We start from the raw sequence: 16,845 nt of genomic DNA, 5'->3' as shown, positions 1-16,845 counted from the left end.
CGCACGTCGGCGAGCGCCTGCAGGACCGCCTCGGCGCGCAGGCCGGCGAGTGCCGGGGCACGCTTCGTCTGTGACGCGGTGGCCGCGTCGTCCCCGTCGGCACCGTCGGTCCGCGCCTCCGGGTCCAGCTGCGACTGCGCATCGGTGACCATCCGCGACTGGTGCGCGAGATACCGCTTGGCGATCAGGTCCCGGTCGGGGTGATCGGCCAGCCACCCCTCGCCGGCGCGGAGGAGCTTGCCGACCTCGTCGTCGGAGACCCAGTAGTGCTTGGCGTCGTCGAGGACGGGCAGCAGCACGTAGAGCTGGCGGAGGGCGTCCGCGAGGCGGAGGTGCCCGGTCAGCTCGAGGTCGACGTATCGCGAGTCGCCCCACGCGGGGACCGTCGGGTCGAGCGGGATCGCCCGTTCGACGACGGTCCAGCCGAGCGGGCTGAAGAGTCGGGTCGCCAGCTGCTCCAGGCCTCGCGACGGAACCGCCGCGACGGTGATCGTCAGCGGGAGCGCTGCCGCGGCGAGCTCCGGGTGGGAGTCGCTGCGGCCGGTCATGGCGCTGCGGAACACCTGCCCGATCGCGACGGCGACCATCGATGATGACGCGTACGGTCGGTCGTTCACGTACTGCGAGAGCGACGCGCTGTCACCGCCACCGAAGCGCTTCTGACGGACGAGCGCGATCGCGTCGACCTCGAGCAGCAGGGCGATGGTGCACCGCTCGTCGGTCGCCTCCGGGTAGAACACGTGCGCGCGCCCGACGCTGAGGTCGAAGCTCTGCGCCCGCGCGGGATGCTTGCGGACGAGGTGCCCCAGGTCGGCGGCCGACGGCGCGGTCGAGGTGATGGTGACGAGCACAGGTCCATCCGTCCGGTCGGCGGCGAGGTTCCTGAAAGCCTAGCGGCGGTCGTGGTGCGTGCGTGAGTCGCCCGGATCTGCGCGGAATTCGTTCCGTTTCATGCAGATCCAGGCGACTCAGGGCCGGCTGATCAGCCTCCGAACAGCTTGCCGAAGAATCCCTTGCGCGGCTTCCAACCGGCGGCGGTCAGGGTGTCGATCACGGGCTGCTTGACCTCGTCGGTCGTGAAGTCGTAGCCCATGAACTGGCCGGTCGTCGTGCCCTGGCGGTCGGTGGACTGCGAGATGGGCGCGACGCTCCGCCCGAAGGAGAAGGACTTCTGCGGACCGGACTGCCAGGTGCGCTTCGTCGACAGCCCGTCGACGCCGAGCGTCGTCTTCGAGGAGGACGACTGCTCGTGGAACTCCCACTCGCCGTCCTCGGGGTGCAGCTCGACCCGCAGCTCGTACTCGGCACTGAACATCCCGGCGCCGATGAAGCCGAGCCAGCGCTGGTCGGCGTACCGCCAGTGCGCGACGATGCCGTCGGGTGTCGGGTCGTAGATAAAGGGGAGTTCTTCGCTGTTGAGCGCGAGGATCCGGGCCTGGGCGTCGCGGAGGTCGAAGGTCATGGGGCGAGTCTAGGCAGACGGACCGCCCGGCGACATGGGGACAGCTCCCCGTCACCCGGCTCCCCTACGCTGGCCGGGTGAGCGAATCCATCCTGACCCAGAACGTCCTGACCGTCATGAGCTACAACATCCGCACCGCCGTCGCCCAGCCCGGTCACGAGTGGGTGGACCGTGCACCGCTGGTCTCACAGGTCATCGCCCGCAACGCACCCGACCTCCTCGGGCTGCAGGAGGTCCGCGAACACCAGCTGCACGACCTGCTCCCGGGTCTCGCCGAGTACGACTGGTTCGGGCAGGGTCGCGACGGCGGTTCGGCCGGCGAGTACGGGCCGGTGTGCTTCCGCCGCTCGCGGTTCGAACAGCTCGACGCCGGCGAGTTCTGGCTGTCGGACACCCCCGACGAGCCGGGCTCGAACACCTGGCCGTCGCTGCACGCGCGGTTCGTCACCTGGGTCCGACTCCGCGAGCGACGCACCGGCGACGAGCTCGTCTTCGCCAACACCCACCTCGACCACGAGAGCTCACCGCACGGCGACGACGTCCGCACGCGCAGCGCGAAGCTGATCGCCGACCGATTCTCCGGCGTCGACGTCCCCGTCCTCCTCACCGGCGACTTCAACACCGAACGCGGATCGGCGGCGCACGACGCCCTGGCGGACGCCGGGTTCGTCGACCTCTCGCCGGTCGAGAGCGACGGCATCGGCACGTTCCACGGCTACGGACCGCAGCGTCCCGGGAACGCGCGTATCGACTGGGTGCTCGGCCGCTCAGGCAGCGTCGCCCCGCATACCCGACTGGAACCGATCGAAGCCCTCGTCGACGAGCAGGAACCCACGTCGGAGGCGAGCGACCACTTCCCCATCCTCATCCGGGCGCAGCTCACCCACTGACGGCGATCCGACGCCGGGGGTCCCCGCGGACGCCGTCCGACGATGTCAGGCACGATGGATCGAGAGCGGTCGCCCAATCGCACCCGCACCACGAGGAGGAACCATGTCCGTCGTCACGCTGATCCGATCCGACGAGCTCTCCGACGCCGCGGAGTACGCCTACGCGTCGTCCGTTCCGGCGAGCGCCAGGCTGCTGTTCCTGGCCGGATCCTGCCCGCTCAACGTCGACGGCTCGACCGCTGCCGTCGGGGACGTCGCCGGCCAGGCGGAGAAGTGCGTCGAGAACCTCGTCATCGCCCTCGAGGCCGCCGGTGCGACGCTCGCCGATGTGGCGAGTACCCGGGTGCTCGTCGCGTCGACGAAGCAGTCCGACCTCGTCACCGCGTGGGAGGTCGTGCGCGCCGCCTTCGGCGATCACGACGTGCCGTCAACGCTCCTCGGGGTCACCGTGCTCGGCTACGACGACCAGCTCGTCGAGATCGAGGCGACCGCCGCCGTCGCTTAGGCGGAAGCTAGGTCGAGTTCGCGTCCCTCGAAATACCGGGCATGGGTCTTCTTGACCGTGTCCAGAGAATCGCTGTTGAGTGACACAATCTCCCAATCCTCGCTCGACCTCGTCTGCTCGACCTCCAGACGTCGCACCAGTGCCTCGCGGTGGCCGTCGGGGCCGGTGAAGGAGGTCACCCGCCAGTCGCGAGAAACCCGGTTGTACTCGATCAGGTAACCAGGCATGTCACGCTCCTCGTTTGGCCTTTTGCAATGAGATTCGAGCGTCGGACGACAGGCTACGCATGGCGGTACCGCGCTCGGATTGTTCGACGTGAAGTTCTTCGATTGTACGCTTCTGCTCCTGATAGTCCTCGATGAGCTTCCGTTCTCGACGTGATCTCGGGACCAGCCGCTCGATGTGGCCCGCCGCTTCGGCAAGCGCGAGTTCGCTCTTCTGTAGGAGGTCATACGACTCCTCGAAGCGCGCGATCGTCGACGACGAGTATTCACGGAGCGCCTCCACAAGGCGGGCTGCCGCGGGTGTCGTCGGCAGCCCGTCGTAACGGATGTCGCGTCCCCAGAGATCCCCTGCGGCTTCGTACAGGTTGGCCCACTCTCCCTGAAGGTGCGTCCGCACCTGCACTTCCACGTATCGCTGCAATTTGAGGCGCAGGTGGACGGCACGATAACCACTGTGCGGATCCGCTCGCAGATCGCGGACAGCGTCCTCAGGGCGATGATCGAACGCGCCGGCGATGGCTACCGCGACCGCATCCTGCTCGGAGAGCGTCATCTCCGCTTCGAATCGCACGCCCGCGATGTCTCCGATGCGACCCAGCGGCGTCTTGCCCTACCTGATGAGCTTGTCTCGCAGCGTATCGATCGTCTTGGGACGGGAAGTGATTTCGGGTACTCGGTCGCCAAGTAGGGGCGACCAGTCGATTCGTTCGATGCGCTTCTGCACGAGCGTCGCAAGGTCGTTGTACCAGAGCATCACCTCCGAGTAGCTCGGTAGAGATGGGTCTGGTTCAGAGCGGTCGCGGATCTGAGTGCCCAGCCGCTCGAGCTGCCTGTTCGACCATGGGCACTGTTCCATGGCCAGGATCGTATCCGTCGGGCGTGCTCTCTGCAGCCAGATGAGCCGTGTACACATCAATCCATCTACCGAGCACCTTTGTGGAGGACTCGTCGTTGAAGAAGCTCAGCCGGAGGCCGTCGGCGCGAGCCGGAGGAGGACCAGCCCGACGATCGACGGGACGAGAGGCAGCGCGGCACCGAACACCGGGTCCACGCCGGTGAGGAGCGAGCCGCAGAGGGCCCCCGCCACGAGCAGCACGATCGCCCCGATGCGGATGAGGTGGTGGTCGTGGACGCCGTCGGCGAGGCTCTGCATGAGACTCGTGAGGGTGCCGGTCACGAAGGTGGTCGTCACGCCTGAGCGTTCGATGCGACGGGCGACGGCCGTCTGCCCCGCCATCGCGAGCGTGGAGAGCGCGATGAGGACGCAGATCACGGGCGTCGTGCGCAGGTCGGAGGACACGATCCATCCGATGAGGACGCACGCTTGCGCGATCACCGCACCGCCGAGCACGAGGACGAGCCGGTGCTGCGGTGCCTCCGGGGTCGGTCGGTCGGCGGTGGCGACGAGCCTCGTGAATCGGAAGGCCAGGAAGGTCCCGACGGAGAACAGCAGCACGGCGACCGTCGCCCCGAGCAGGACGTCCGCGAAGTCCGGTCGGCTCGTGAGTCCGGCCAGCACGAAGTTGCCGGTCATGTTCGCGGTGAAGACACCGCCGAGCTGCAGGAACGCGAAGGCGTCGGTCGCTCCGGCCGCGAAGGAGAGCACGAGCGCCATCGCCGCGATCATGCCGGCACGCGTCCGACGCCGGGTGGTCGTCAGGGTCGGGTCGGTGTCGCGGGTCTCAGTCACGTGCACATCGTCCCACGCCCGTTCGCCCATCTTCGGGCGAACGGGAGCCCGTTCGCCCATCTTCGGGCGAATGAAGCGTCAGGCGAGGAGGTCCGCGAGGAAGGTCAGTTGCGCCTGCTGCTGCACCGGCCCGCCGCCCTCGTGCCCGTTGTACGGGTAGACGGCGATGTCCTTGTGCGTGCCCGCGTAGTGGTTGAACGCCGCGTACACCGTCGAGGGCGGACACACCGCGTCGCAGAGCGCGACGGAGAACAGTGCGGGGGCGGTCGCGCGGGCGGCGAAGTTCGTCGCGTCGAAGTACGAGAGCGTCCGGAACACCTCCGCCTCGTGACCACGTCGGCTGATGAGGTACGTCTTCAGCTCGGCGAAGGGGCTCGCGTCGGTGATCTGCAGGGCACGACGGAAGTGCGACAGGAACGGGACGTCGACGAGCGCCGCCGCGAGTCCCTCGCAGAGCCCAGCCGCGGCGAGGGCGATGCCGCCGCCCTGGCTGCCACCGGCGACGACGACCCGGGCGGGGTCGACCTCGGGGAAGCTTCGCACCACGTCGACGGCGAGCGCCGCGTCCGTGAAGACCCGACGGTAGTAGTAGGTCTCGGGGCTGCCGAGCCCGGCGCTCATCTTGCCGGCGACCTGCGGACCGCTCCCGAACGGGTCGGCGGTCGCGCCAGGCAGGTTCGCGCTCCCCTGACCGCGGGTGTCCATGACGAACACCGCGTAGCCCGCGGACGGGTGCATCGTCCACTGGTGGGCGAGCCCTCGACCGCCGCTGTACCCGATGTAGTGCACGATGCACGGGAGCGGCTCGGTCACGCCGGCCGGTCGGATGAACCAACCCTTGATCGGGTCGCCACCGAACCCGGAGAACGTGACGTCTTCGACGACGAGACCCGTCAGCTCAGGGTTGGATCGTTCACGCACCGTCGGCTGCGCGAGGGCGTGGGCTTCGGCGAGGGTGTCCGTCCAGAACGCGTCGAAGTCCGGCGCCTCCTCGCGGTCGGGCAGGTACTGCTGGAGCTGGGCGAGGGGGAGGTCGAATTGCGCCACTGGTCACCTTCGGTTCGTGAGATCGGATGCGGGAGGACGGGTCAGGAGGACGGGATCGCGGAGATGAGTCCGAGACCGACGCTGATGCGGTCGGCCACCTCGATGAGGTCCTCGGTGAGGACGTCGAGGTCGCGCTCACGCATCAGGCTCAGTCGACCCGAGATGGAGATCGCCGCCACGACTCTGGCGTTCGCGTCGCGGATCGGCGCCGCGATCCCGAGACGACCCAACGCGAGCTCCTGGTCCTCCATGCAGACGCCGCGTTCCCGCGCCGTCGCGAGCTCGGCGGCGAGCGCCGCGTGCTCCGTGACGGTGTTGGCCGTGTAGCGCGGGAGCGGTTCATCACCGAGCAGCGCACGGAGGCCGTCCGCGTCGAGGTCGAGGAGCAGACACTTCCCGAGCGCGGACGCGTGCAACGGCTGGCGCAGCCCGATCATCGAGTGCGACTTCGGGGCGAGGGCTCCCTCGAAGTGGCAGAGGTAGATGAGGCTCGAGCCGTCGAGGACGCCGACGTTGACGCTGAGGCCGATCCGCTGCGCGAGCTCCTGGGCGGGAGCACGCGACTCCCGGTGCACCGGGTTCTGGTTGAGCCCCTCGCTCGCGAGCGCCAGGATGGTCGCGCCGATGGCGTAGGACGGACTGTCGGCCGCCTTCGTCACATAGCCGAGCTCCTCGAGCGTGCCGAGGAGGCGTGCGGTCGTCGAGGTGCCGAGACCGGTCGCACGGGCGATGTCGGAGGCCCGCAACGGTCCGGTGGTCGATGCGCCGAGAACGGCGAGCACGGATGCTGCACGGCCGATGCCCTGCTGGATCTCACCTGCCACGGGTCCTCCACGGTGTCGGTGTCGGTTCGGATGTCCGGCCTCGGAGGCCGTGTTCAGCGTAGCGGTCGGGCTCGGCGCGGCCGGGTGGTGCGCCCGCTCGGCTGCTCGAAGAGCTTCACACTCGCGACGCTCACGTAGGGCGACCCGTTCGTGGCCGTGACGACGACACGGAGGGCGTCGACCCGCACGGGTTCGACGTCGTGGATCCGATGCCGGTGCCGGTTCCCCTCGACCTCGACCAACACCGTCCACGTCCCCTCAGGAGCACCCGCCGGTCGTGCCTCGAGGCGGTACGCGGCGACGAGCTCCGGCACCGCCTCGAAGTCCGTGCGGTGGTGGTGCAGGTTGATGAGGTCCACGTCGACGTCGTCGTTGAACACGATCCGGACGGACGCGACATCGACCGGCTCATCCCAGTGCAGGGTGAGGACCTCGGGCTCGGTGATCAGGTCGCGGTTGTCCTGGAGCCGCGCCGAGGACCACAGGTGCGGTCCGCCGTAGGGGCGCTGGTACCCGTCGACGATCCGCTCAGGCCGGTACGCCGTGGTCTCCCCGCCGACGGTCAGCGCGACGCTCCGGCCGCGGAGCTTCCGAGCGTTCCAGTCGAGGATCGCCTGGTCCTGCTCCTCGGGGATGTGGTCGTCGAACACCTCGTCGGACGCGTGCTTGGCCGTCAGGATGAGGAGCCCGTAAGGGTGGCCCTCGGTGAGGAGCAGGCTGACGTCCGGGTTGGCGCGAACGACGAGCACGGCGTTCTGCTCGATCTCGGGCGTCCATCCGAAGCGGACGGTGGCGGGCACGCCCACCCCGGCGGTGACGTCGGCCGTGCCGTCGAGGAGGTGCTCGACGGGGACGGCGTTCTGCCGCTTGCCCGCGCTCCACAGTTCGACCCGGAGGGTGGTGTCGCTCGCGGCGTCGACGAGCAGGGTTATCTGGTCGAGTGTCGGGGCGACGGGCACGAGGATCGCGACGTCGCGGTCGAGGGCGAACCGCTCGCCGGAGCCGAGGTGCTCCAGCGTGGAGATGGTGTCGAGCGCGCTCGAAGCGGAGACCGTCGCCCGCCCGGCCAAATCGTCGGGGTCGTCCGTGGTGATGCCGATGACCGGGGCGTCCTCGCGCAGGAGCGTGCGCTGCAGGAGCGGGAGCGCCTGCCCGGCGAGCTCCCGCGGCGTCAGTCCATCGCGGGCGATGAGCGCCGCAGCCGTCCCCACCGCCTGACCCTGCGTCGCGCAGGTCGCCATCACGCGGGTGGACCCGAACGCGACGTGGGAGGCGGAGATGTTGCGTCCGGCGAACAGCAGGTTGTCGACGTCGTGCGAGTACAGGCTGCGGAAGGGGATCCCGTAGGTGCCGTTGCTGAACCGCTGCTGCGCGCCGGCGGTCTCGGCGTAGACGCCCTCAACCGGGTGCAGGTCGATCGACCAGCCACCGAAGGCGACCGTGTCCTCGAAGTCGACCTGGTCGAGCAGGTCGTTCTGCGTGAGGGTGTGGTCACCCAGCAGCCGCCGGTACTCGCGCTTCCCCGGGATCGATCCGACCCACTCGAGCGTCAGGGTGTCGGCGTCGAACTCGCCGGAGTTCTTGATGTAGTCCCAGATCCCGAAGACGACGCTCCACAGCTCGTCGCGGATCTGCTCGTTCTCGGCGACGGTGTCGAGCTCGCCGCCCCACTCGATCCACCAGTAGTTGCAGCCGTTGTCGCCGGTCCGGATGATCCGGTTGGTGAGGATCGGGGTGTCGCGGATGTCTCGCGCGATGTCGGGGGCGACGAACCGCTCGGGGCGTCCCGTGTCCTTCGTGTAGAAGAAGATCGAACTGCCGAGGAGCTCGTCGTCCGCGACCTCGGGGGCCCACGGCTCGCCGAGCTCGGCGCGGCCCTCGCGCCCGATGCGGGAGGTCGCGCCCGCGAGATGCCCCACCAGCCCGTCTCCGGTGCAGTCGATGAAGACTGGTGCGACGAACTCCGTCTCGATCTCGCTGCCCATCGTCCATCCGGTGACGGACGCGATCCTCGGTGTCGGCGACGCCACGCCCTCAGCGCCCTCCGCCATCGTGACGATGCGGACGTCGGTGTTGAGGTGCAGCTGCAGGTTCGGCTCGGCCCGCACGAGGTCGAGGACCGTCTGGTCCCAGTAGAACGGGTTGCCCTCCGGGTTGCGGTACTGGTTCTCGAGGAAGAGCTCCCCCATGATGCCGGTCTCCCGCGCGAACCGCTGGTGCCCGTGCGCGGTCGCTCCGACGACCCACACCCGCACCTCGCTCGACGAGTTGCCACCGAGCACCGGCCGGTTCGTGACGAGCGAGACCCGGGAGCCGAGACGGGCGGCTGCGACGGCGGCCGAGACCCCCGCGAGACCACCACCGATGACGACGACGTCGGCGGACTGGGTGCGGTGCTGCATGGGAGACACTCCTTCGTGATGCGTGATCCTGGAAGCCGTCGGACACGTGTCGACCACCGGACGGTTGCCACGCTACCATTCAGCGGTACGACTTTCCCATTCAGTGGGTAAGATTCTTCGGCAGGTGAACCTCGAAGCACCCCGACAACGATGTGAGGACCGATGGACGAGAGCAGGACCCAGGCCGCAGCCCTGGCCGAAGCCGCCGCGCACAGTGCGCAGACCCCCTACGACGACGCTGAGCGATCACGCCGGATGCGGAAGGTCATCTGGGCCGCGGGGGCCGGACACTTCGTCGAATGGTTCGACTTCGGTCTGTACGGCACGCTCGCGACGGTCATCAGCCTCAACTTCTTCCAGCAGGGCAACACGCAGGCGGCCCTCCTGTCCGCGTTCGCGGTGTTCGGCGCCGGCTTCGTGATGCGCCCCCTCGGTGGCCTCTTCTGGGGCTCGCTCGGCGACCGCATCGGGCGCAAGACGGTCCTCGCGACGGTGATCCTCGTGACCTCCGGGGCGACGGTCGTCATGGGTCTCCTGCCGACGTTCGACCTCATCGGCCTCTGGGCGCCGATCCTGCTCGTCATCGTGCGGCTCGTGCAGGGCTTCGCCGCCGGCGGCGAGAGCTCCGGCGCCACGACGCTCCTCGCCGAGTACGCCCCGTCCAACCGACGCGGCTTCGTGACGAGCTTCATCGACGTGTTCGGCTTCGCGGCCTTCGTGGTCGGGGCAGGTCTCGTCCTCCTCTTCACCTCCACACTCGGCACGGACGCCCTCAACGAGTGGGGTTGGCGCGCCCTCTTCTTCCTCGCCCTGCCACTCGGCCTCGCCGGCCTCTACCTGCGGAACAAGCTCGAGGACACCCCGGAGTTCCAGGCGATCCAAGCGAAGGGGGCCGTCTCGAAGTCACCGCTGCGCACGTCCTTGCGGACCTCGTGGAAGGCGCTGCTCTTCTGCGTCGGCTTCGTCGTGATCAAGGCGGTCGGCCACTGGATCCTGCAGACATTCATGCCGTCGTACCTGCAGACCGACCTCGGCTACTCGCAGCCGCTCAGCTACGGGGTCACGGTGCTCGGGCTGCTCGCGATCGCGATCCTCGTACCCTTCATGGGTCTGCTGAGCGACCGCATCGGACGGAAGCCCGTGATGATCGCCGGTTGCGTCGGGTTCCTGGTGTTGACGTATCCGACGCTCATGCTCATGAGTGCGGGCAACTTCGCCGCCGCGGCTGTCGCGATGGTGATCCTCGGCGTCTTCATGGCGGCGTACGACGGTGCGTCGAGTGCTGCGATGGCCGAGCTGTTCCCGACCAGTATCCGTTACGGCTCGATGGCGATCGCGTACAACCTGTCGGTCGCCGTGTTCGGTGGGATCACACCCTACTTCGCGACGTTCCTGATCGCCTCGACGGGCAACCGGTTCGCGCCCGCGTTCTACGTGATGGCGGCGGCGCTCATCACGTTGATCGTCGTGCTGCGGGCCCGCGAGACGGCCAAGCTGCCGCTCCCGCGCTGAGCGGACCCGAACGAACGCCGGCGTCGACCCGAGGGGTCGACGCCGGCGTTGTCGTTCAGGGACGACTCAGCGGGTGAAGTCGCGCAGGTCGAGGTCAGGGTCTTCGAGCACGTCCGTGGTCTCGATGGAGTCGCGCGGCTCGTAGGCCGTCGTTGACGGGCGGATGTCGTCGAGGTAGCCCTGCAGGCGGTCTCGTCCCTCACTGAAGTCGGGGACCTCGTCGGTCCAGCTGTGGGGCACCGAGAGGACGTCGTTGCCGAGGCCGATGACGAGCTGCGCGGACGCCGGCCCGTCCTCATCGCCGTCGGACTCGACCACGATCGGGATGGTGACGGCCTCGGCACGGCCGCGCTTGGCCAGTTCCGCCGTCAGTTCGACCAGGAGCTGCGCGACCTCGTCGGTCGTCACGACGTTCTCGCCGGCGTAGGTAATGCATCGCATGGATCAACCCTGCCGGACGGATGCTGCGAACCAGGGCCCCTTGACAGGCACCCGGGCGAGATGACTAGGCGTGCTAGCGATCGCGCTCAGCGCGTCGTGTTCCGGCGGCGCCGCGACCGCCACGCGCGCCAGGCACCGGTGGACCACAGGGCCCAGAGGACGAGGACGGGCTGGAAGACCAGGCGGACGGCACGGGCGATGTCGCTGTCCAACCCGAAGGCGTCGGTTCCGCGGACGAACTGCTCGAGGTTGCCGGGGAAGACGGCGACGAAGAAGGCGGCGACGATCCAGCCGACGGCGACGCGGTACCGGGCGAGCAGGATCAGCGAGAGGCCGAGCAGGATCTCGACGACTCCCGACGCAACGACGACCACGTCGACCGGCAGGGGCAACCACTGCGGCACCTGGGCGACGAACGACTGCCGCGCGAAGGTGAGGTGGCCGACGCCGGCGAAGGTGAGGACGGCTCCGAGGAGCCAGCGGGCGAATGTGCGGACGAACTCCATGTCAGCTCACGGCCGTCACGGCGTACTTGAAGCCGCGGTGCGAGCCGACGAAGCCGAGGCGTTCGTAGAAGCGGTGGGCGTCGACCCGGGCCTCGTCGGAGGTCAACTGCACGATCGACGAACCGGTCGCCGGAGCGGCGACGTCCGTCACCCAGCGCATCATGGCTGTTCCAACACCGCCGGATCGCAGGCTCGAGGACACACGCACCGCTTCGACCAGCAGCCGTGTCGAGCCGCGACGGGCCATCCCGGGGATGCGGGTCAGCTGCATCGTCGCGATGACGGCGTCCGCCGCGTCGACGACCAGCAGGATCTCGTTCGCCGGGTCGACGATGAGGTCCGCGAGCGCACGCTCGTAGGCAGGGAGGTCGCTCTCCTGGGCCTGGTCACCACGGGACGCGCTGATCGGGTCGTCTGCGAGGAGCGCCATCAGCGCATCGAGGTCGGCGAGGGTGGCCCGGCGCAGCAGTAGCTCCTGTCCTGGCGTGGTGAGGGTGGCGGGGAGCGTGAGCGCAGCGATCATCCGTCCACCCTCTCACCTCTCGATCGTCGATCCGTCCACCGCCCGCGCGACCGACCGGAGTGCGTGCGCCCTCGTCGCCGCGTACGACTCCTCCAGCACGGCTTCGAGCCCCGGGTACTCGGTGTGCCCGGCGGGGAGGACACTCAGCTCGAGGTCCTCGAGCGCGTTGGCGACGGCGAACTGCCCGGGTGGTGGCACGTGTCCGTCCCAGAGCGCGGCCTCCACCCGCACCGGCACGTGGACGAACCCCGCGGCCGTCGACGCGTCGAAGAACCGCAGGACCTCGCGCGCCTCGGGGTGCTCGGCGACGTGGTGTCGCACCCGCTCCCCGCTCCCCTCGCACGGCAGGCGAAGGCGCACGTCGTACTGACCGAAGCTCGGCACCACGAGCGTCGCTCCGACGAAGCGGTCGTCCCACGGCAGGGCGAGCGCACCGATCCCACCGCCGAAGCTCTCACCGACGAAGTAGAGCGGGAGCGGTCCGACGACGTCGAGCAGCGCCGACGCCGCGTGCCAGAGGTCGACGGCACAGCGGCCGAGCGCGTACCGCTCGACGCTGTCGATGCCGAACAGGACGTGTCCGTCCTCCGGCGTCGGTGCCCCGAGTCCGGTGTTGAAGACGCCCTGACCGCGGGCGATCGGGAAGATGACGGCGGCGTCGTCCGGGACGCGGGACCAGTCCGGTGCGTCGCGTCCGCCGTAGCCGTGCCCGTGCACCATCCCGAAGCGCGCCTGCCCGTCCGCCGGCGTCGCGAGCCATCCACGGAGGCGGAGGCCGTCGGCGACCGTGTGCTCGACGACGAAGACCTCGTGCGCACCCTGTCGGCCGATCGGGGTCAAGACGGGATCCGGAGACACCTCACGTGCCGCCGCGTACCACCCGCGCCACAGCTCCTCGAATCCAGCCGGCGGCACGACCGGTTCGACCGCCAGGAGCCCCTCGAGGTCGTAGCCGTAGGTGCCGTCGCGCACCTCGTCGCCGAACCAGTCCCGATGTCGTCCCTCACGCATGCGTAGTCCGCCTCCGTCTCGTCGTCGTGGATCGCCGGTGCCGAGGTTCGCCGTGCGCGCGTGCCAGACTGGCAACCGGGTCGAAGGAGGACGCTGTGCTCGGTGCGGAACGCAGATCGCAGATCATGTCGGAGGTGCGCCGCAACGGTGCGGCGAGCGTCGTCGACCTCGCGACCGCACTCGGCGTCAGCGAGATGACCGTGCGACGCGACATCGAGCAACTCGCGACGGAGGGCCTCGTCGACCGCGTCCGTGGTGGCGCCACCACGCCCAGACTGCCCGACCGTGCCGAGCTGGGCTTTCCCAACCAGGCACGCCGACTGCTCGCCGAGAAGCGCGCCATCGCCCGACGCGCGGCCATCCTCGTCGAGCCCGGCATGTCGGTCGGCCTGTCCGGCGGGACCACCACCTGGGCCCTCGCGCAGGAGCTGCGAGCCATCCCGGAGCTCACCATCGTCACGAACTCCCTCCCGGTGGCCGACGTGTTCGCGCGGCCCGACCGCGCCGACGAGCCGTACACCCAGACGGTCGTGCTGACCGGCGGCGTCCGTACCCCCTCGGACGCCCTGGTCGGCCCGGTCGCCGTGCGCGCGATCGAGTCCCTGCACTGCGACGTCGTCTTCCTCGGCGTCCGCGGGATCGACCTGCAGGCGGGGCTGACGACCTCGAACCTCCTCGAGGCCGAGACCAACCGGGCGTTCGTCGGCGCCGGGCGTCGCTCCGTGGTCCTCGCCGACCACTCGAAGTGGGGCGCCGTCGGACTGACGACGATCGTCGACCTCCGCGAGGTGGACCACCTCGTGATGGACGACGACGTGGCCGAGGACGTCGAGACCACGCTCCGCGCGCAGTTCGGCGAGGTCTGGCTCGCGCCGGTCGCCTCCGCTTCCGCTTCCGCCGACGACGACCGCATCGACGCCTGACCGCGACACCTCCAGCACCCCGCCACGGCGGAGCGCCGGCCTGTCCTCCCGCTCATGGACCTCAGCGTGCCGTGCTGTCCCGCACGACGATCCGTGCGTCGACGACCACGTGCCGGACCGGCGTGTCGGCACCGGGCGGGGCGGCGATCTGGCGTTCGAGCTCGGTGAAGGCCGCGCGCACGATCGCGTCGTAGTCGGGAGCGACCGTCGTGAGCGACGGGGTCGAGAACTGGGCGGCGTGGACGTCGTCGATGCCGATCACCGCGACCTCCTCGGGCACCCGTCGGCCGGCTTCGTGGAGGGCCGCGAGCACGCCGAAGGCGATCGAGTCGTTGGAGCAGACGACGCCGTCGAGCTCGACGCCCTCGGCGGTCATCCGACGCATCACGCGACGTCCCTCTTCGGGGGTGAACGCGTCGACGTGCCCGATCAGCGACGGCTCCTGCGCGAGCCCGAGCCGCGCGACCACGTCCCGATACCCGGCGTACCGCTGATCCGCCGCGTCGGACGGACGTTCGTCCCTGGGCCCGATGAACGCGATACGGGAGCAGCCGGCCTCGGCGAGGTGCGTCGTCGCGGCGTCGGCGGCCGCCCGGTTGTCGATCGAGATGTGCGTGAACGGGCTCACTTGGATGTGCTCGCCGAGGAGCACCAGGGGCCCCGGGGAGGTCCGCCGCGTGAGGTCGCCGACCGTCAACGAGCGGGGGATGTGGATGAGTCCGTCCGTGAGCGGCAGGCCCACCCCGTTGGCGATGTCGACCTCGCGGTCGTGGTCGCCCTCCGTGTGCTGGATGAGGATCGACAGTCCACGCTCGTCGGCGCCGCGGACGAGGAGCGTCGTGAGCTCCGCGAAGTACGGTTCGTCGAGGTTCGGGACGGCGAGCGCCACCATGCCCGTGCGCGAACGGCGCGGTACCGGTGCCGACCGCTGAGAGCCGAAAGCGGCGTCCGACATGGTGCTGCTCCTCACTGCTGACCGGGTGGATCCCGGCCGCTCGGGACCGTTGCGGTCCCGACTGAGCACAACGCTATCCCGGGACATCGTCGTTCCTCGCGGATTCGGTGGCCGGTGCCGCGATCGCCTCGATCTCGAAGACCCGCGCGACGTCGGTCGCCGAGGCGGACGGGTCGGTGATGAGGAGGCGCACCGCGTCGGCCACGAGTCCGTCCACGGACGCGGTGACGGTGCCTGCGGTGTTGTCGTCGAACCGTCCGACCTCGACCCAGGCACCGCCCGTCCGGACCTCGATCGTGAAGTCACGGAGCACCGAATCGGTCGAGGCTCCCCCGGCGTAGCCGCTCTTGACCCTGACCTCGGCGAGCGCCGTCGGGGTCTGCCAGGTGGCCGTGATCGTGGGTGCAGTGTCGCCGACCGCGGAGATCCAGCGACTCGCGTCCGTGCACACGCCGTCGACGGCGAGCGCCCCGCCGGTGTCGGCGCGGAGCGCGGAGGAGGCCGTCACGGTGGCTCCGAGCGCCACGTTCGTCCCGCCGAGCTCGCCTCTGAGCCCGGACACGATGTCCGCGAGCGTCGTGCCACCGGTCTCCGCGGAAGTGCCGCGGGGGATCGAGGCCCAGCGCAGGGTTCCGCGGGTGGTCTCGCTGACCGGCGCCGTCAGATACAGGACGTCCGTCCCGCTCGCGGTCTCCGCTCGCAGCCGCTGCGGGCCAGCCGCCGGATCACCCACCGCACGAGCCACCCAGCCCGAGCCGGCTCCCCCGCGCTCGAGTCGGACCACCTGGCTGCGGTTCTCGCCGCACACCTGCACGGCGAGGACCGCGTACACGCGGTCGACACCACCGGCGCTCGTCGCATCGATGCCGGCGACCGTCGAGACGCCCGAACCGAGCACGGAGGCGTCGACGAGCGACTCGTCGCTCCAGGCGCCGCCGTCCCACGAGGTGTATCGCACGTCGTACGCGGTCTGATCGGCTTCGACGAACCGGTAGACGATCCCCGCGAGCTCCGTGCCGTCGAGGGCGAGCTTCGCGGTCTGCAGCGCCGGCGTGTAGCTGCCGATGGCCTCACCGGCACCGAAGGGGCGCCAGACGACGGATCCCGGGGTGGTCGGGGTGATCGGTCCGGTGAGCGCGGTCCCCGCGACGTCGGCGAAGGAACCGTCGGACGGGTCGTACGTCGCGTACGAGCCGAGGTGCCGCGCCGGGTCCGCCGGGAATGGGCCCCATTCCCACAGCACGTGGACGCGGCCGTCGGCGTCCACCTCGAGGTCGTCGGGGTAGAAGGAGTAGCCGGTCGCCGCGGCGACCACCGCCTCACGTTCCCAGACACCGCTGTCGAGGTCGTACCGGTAGAGCCGACCCTCCCGCCGCCCCTGCGTGTCCGTCCCGACGCGCACGAGCACCCAGGCGTCGCCGTCCGGGCCGCGCGCCGTCACCGGATAGGTGATCGCCGCGTCGAGGTCCGGCATGGACGACGTCGCCTCGACGAGCGAGGTGACGTCGCCGGGTGCACTGGATCGGAACACGTTCCACTGCTCGTTGTGCATTGACACGAAGGCGTGGATGGTGCCCGCGCCGTCGACCACGATCGACGGCTGGTTGTGGCCGTTGTCGTCGGTGAAGGTCACGCAGGCGCCGCCGGCCGTCGAGCGCAGGCACCCTTCGGTCCACGTCCCGTCCGCGCCCCGCGAGGCCAGGTGGACCTCGTGCTTGGACGCGGTGGACGCCGGCGCGTTGAAGGCGAAGTAGGAGACACCGTCGACGACGTCGAGCGGCCGCCACCAGCCGGCCTGGTTCGACGTGTCGACGGTGACGGGCACGGTCTCGACCGTGTCGGTCACCGCACTCCCGCCCCCGTCGCTGCGCGCCGGTCCCCCGGGAGCGGCGACCGCCGGCGCCGTCACCCCCAGCGCGAGGACCGTGAG

18 protein-coding genes are annotated in these 16,845 nt (G+C 69.8%); 4 read left to right on the top strand and 14 right to left on the bottom strand.

The features are described 5' to 3' along the window. Together IFT89_RS17250 and IFT89_RS17245 are read right to left on the bottom strand one after the other, a co-directional pair. Nucleotides 1-851 (bottom strand): 3' terminal RNA ribose 2'-O-methyltransferase Hen1 (locus IFT89_RS17250; RefSeq protein WP_202939573.1); only part of this gene is annotated, 851 nt, incomplete at its 3' end. Nucleotides 852-982: 131 nt separating this feature from the next. Continuing rightward, the gene (locus tag IFT89_RS17245; protein WP_202939572.1) at nucleotides 983-1,462 is read right to left on the bottom strand and encodes a hypothetical protein; all 480 of its coding nucleotides are present in this window, start codon (nucleotides 1,460-1,462) and stop codon (nucleotides 983-985) included. A 77-nt stretch (nucleotides 1,463-1,539) separates the two neighbouring features. On the opposite strand from IFT89_RS17245, the gene IFT89_RS17240 reads away from it, so the two are divergent. Together IFT89_RS17240 and IFT89_RS17235 are read left to right on the top strand one after the other, a co-directional pair. After that, nucleotides 1,540-2,352: an endonuclease/exonuclease/phosphatase family protein gene (locus tag IFT89_RS17240; RefSeq protein ID WP_202939571.1), complete on the top strand. Its 813-nt coding sequence runs from the start codon at nucleotides 1,540-1,542 to the stop codon at nucleotides 2,350-2,352. A 103-nt stretch (nucleotides 2,353-2,455) separates the two neighbouring features. Further along, nucleotides 2,456-2,857, top strand: a complete 402-nt coding sequence (locus tag IFT89_RS17235) for a RidA family protein (protein WP_137242888.1) — start codon at nucleotides 2,456-2,458, stop codon at nucleotides 2,855-2,857. Here IFT89_RS17235 and IFT89_RS17230 read toward each other — a convergent pair. From IFT89_RS17230 to IFT89_RS17205, 6 genes are all read right to left on the bottom strand, one after another. Further along, a complete protein-coding gene (locus tag IFT89_RS17230) occupies nucleotides 2,854-3,084 on the bottom strand; it encodes a hypothetical protein (RefSeq protein WP_137242889.1) in 231 nt (76 codons plus the stop codon). The genes IFT89_RS17235 and IFT89_RS17230 overlap by 4 nt on opposite strands. Before the next feature lies 1 nt (nucleotide 3,085). Next, nucleotides 3,086-3,661, bottom strand: coding sequence for a hypothetical protein (locus IFT89_RS17225; protein WP_342365692.1), 576 nt, complete (start codon nucleotides 3,659-3,661; stop codon nucleotides 3,086-3,088). 381 nt (nucleotides 3,662-4,042) lie between these two features. Beyond that, a complete protein-coding gene (locus IFT89_RS17220) occupies nucleotides 4,043-4,771 on the bottom strand; it encodes a YoaK family protein (RefSeq protein ID WP_191939981.1) in 729 nt (242 codons plus the stop codon). A gap of 78 nt (nucleotides 4,772-4,849) precedes the next feature. Then, a complete protein-coding gene (locus tag IFT89_RS17215) occupies nucleotides 4,850-5,818 on the bottom strand; it encodes an alpha/beta fold hydrolase (RefSeq protein ID WP_191939980.1) in 969 nt (322 codons plus the stop codon). A 41-nt stretch (nucleotides 5,819-5,859) separates the two neighbouring features. Further along, nucleotides 5,860-6,642: an IclR family transcriptional regulator gene (locus IFT89_RS17210; RefSeq protein ID WP_194642919.1), complete on the bottom strand. Its 783-nt coding sequence runs from the start codon at nucleotides 6,640-6,642 to the stop codon at nucleotides 5,860-5,862. Between the two features lie 53 nt (nucleotides 6,643-6,695). Beyond that, nucleotides 6,696-9,044, bottom strand: coding sequence for an FAD-dependent oxidoreductase (locus tag IFT89_RS17205; protein WP_202939570.1), 2,349 nt, complete (start codon nucleotides 9,042-9,044; stop codon nucleotides 6,696-6,698). Between the two features lie 162 nt (nucleotides 9,045-9,206). On the opposite strand from IFT89_RS17205, the gene IFT89_RS17200 reads away from it, so the two are divergent. Continuing rightward, nucleotides 9,207-10,556, top strand: coding sequence for an MFS transporter (locus IFT89_RS17200; RefSeq protein ID WP_159876580.1), 1,350 nt, complete (start codon nucleotides 9,207-9,209; stop codon nucleotides 10,554-10,556). A 66-nt stretch (nucleotides 10,557-10,622) separates the two neighbouring features. Here IFT89_RS17200 and IFT89_RS20415 read toward each other — a convergent pair whose 3' ends face one another. From IFT89_RS20415 to IFT89_RS17180, 4 genes are all read right to left on the bottom strand, one after another. Continuing rightward, on the bottom strand, nucleotides 10,623-10,997 hold the full coding sequence (locus IFT89_RS20415; protein WP_241160979.1) for a hypothetical protein: 375 nt from the start codon (nucleotides 10,995-10,997) through the stop codon (nucleotides 10,623-10,625). An 86-nt stretch (nucleotides 10,998-11,083) separates the two neighbouring features. Continuing rightward, nucleotides 11,084-11,503: a DoxX family protein gene (locus IFT89_RS17190; RefSeq protein ID WP_192004033.1), complete on the bottom strand. Its 420-nt coding sequence runs from the start codon at nucleotides 11,501-11,503 to the stop codon at nucleotides 11,084-11,086. A 1-nt stretch (nucleotide 11,504) separates the two neighbouring features. Further along, entirely contained in the window at nucleotides 11,505-12,026 is a 522-nt protein-coding gene (locus IFT89_RS17185; RefSeq protein WP_202939569.1) for a GNAT family N-acetyltransferase, read from the bottom strand. Nucleotides 12,027-12,038: 12 nt separating this feature from the next. Next, nucleotides 12,039-13,037: an acetylxylan esterase gene (locus IFT89_RS17180; protein WP_124767871.1), complete on the bottom strand. Its 999-nt coding sequence runs from the start codon at nucleotides 13,035-13,037 to the stop codon at nucleotides 12,039-12,041. A gap of 95 nt (nucleotides 13,038-13,132) precedes the next feature. Here IFT89_RS17180 and IFT89_RS17175 point away from each other — a divergent pair, with 95 nt between their 5' ends. Further along, nucleotides 13,133-13,960 carry a DeoR/GlpR family DNA-binding transcription regulator gene (locus IFT89_RS17175; protein WP_202939568.1) on the top strand — a complete coding sequence of 276 codons (828 nt, stop codon included), beginning with the start codon at nucleotides 13,133-13,135 and terminating at the stop codon, nucleotides 13,958-13,960. 61 nt (nucleotides 13,961-14,021) lie between these two features. On the opposite strand, the gene IFT89_RS17170 is transcribed toward IFT89_RS17175, so the two are convergent. Continuing rightward, entirely contained in the window at nucleotides 14,022-14,915 is an 894-nt protein-coding gene (locus IFT89_RS17170) for a LacI family DNA-binding transcriptional regulator (protein WP_079704362.1), read from the bottom strand. 73 nt (nucleotides 14,916-14,988) lie between these two features. Continuing rightward, a partial coding sequence (locus tag IFT89_RS17165) for a BNR-4 repeat-containing protein (RefSeq protein ID WP_307783537.1) occupies nucleotides 14,989-16,845 on the bottom strand: 1,857 nt, incomplete at its 5' end.

It is taken from the genome of Plantibacter sp. CFBP 13570 (assembly GCF_014841395.1).
Taxonomy (GTDB): Bacteria; Actinomycetota; Actinomycetes; order Actinomycetales; family Microbacteriaceae; genus Plantibacter; species Plantibacter auratus.
The sequence above is the reverse complement of the archived record's forward strand: the minus strand, read 5'-3'. Positions and strand labels throughout refer to the sequence as shown.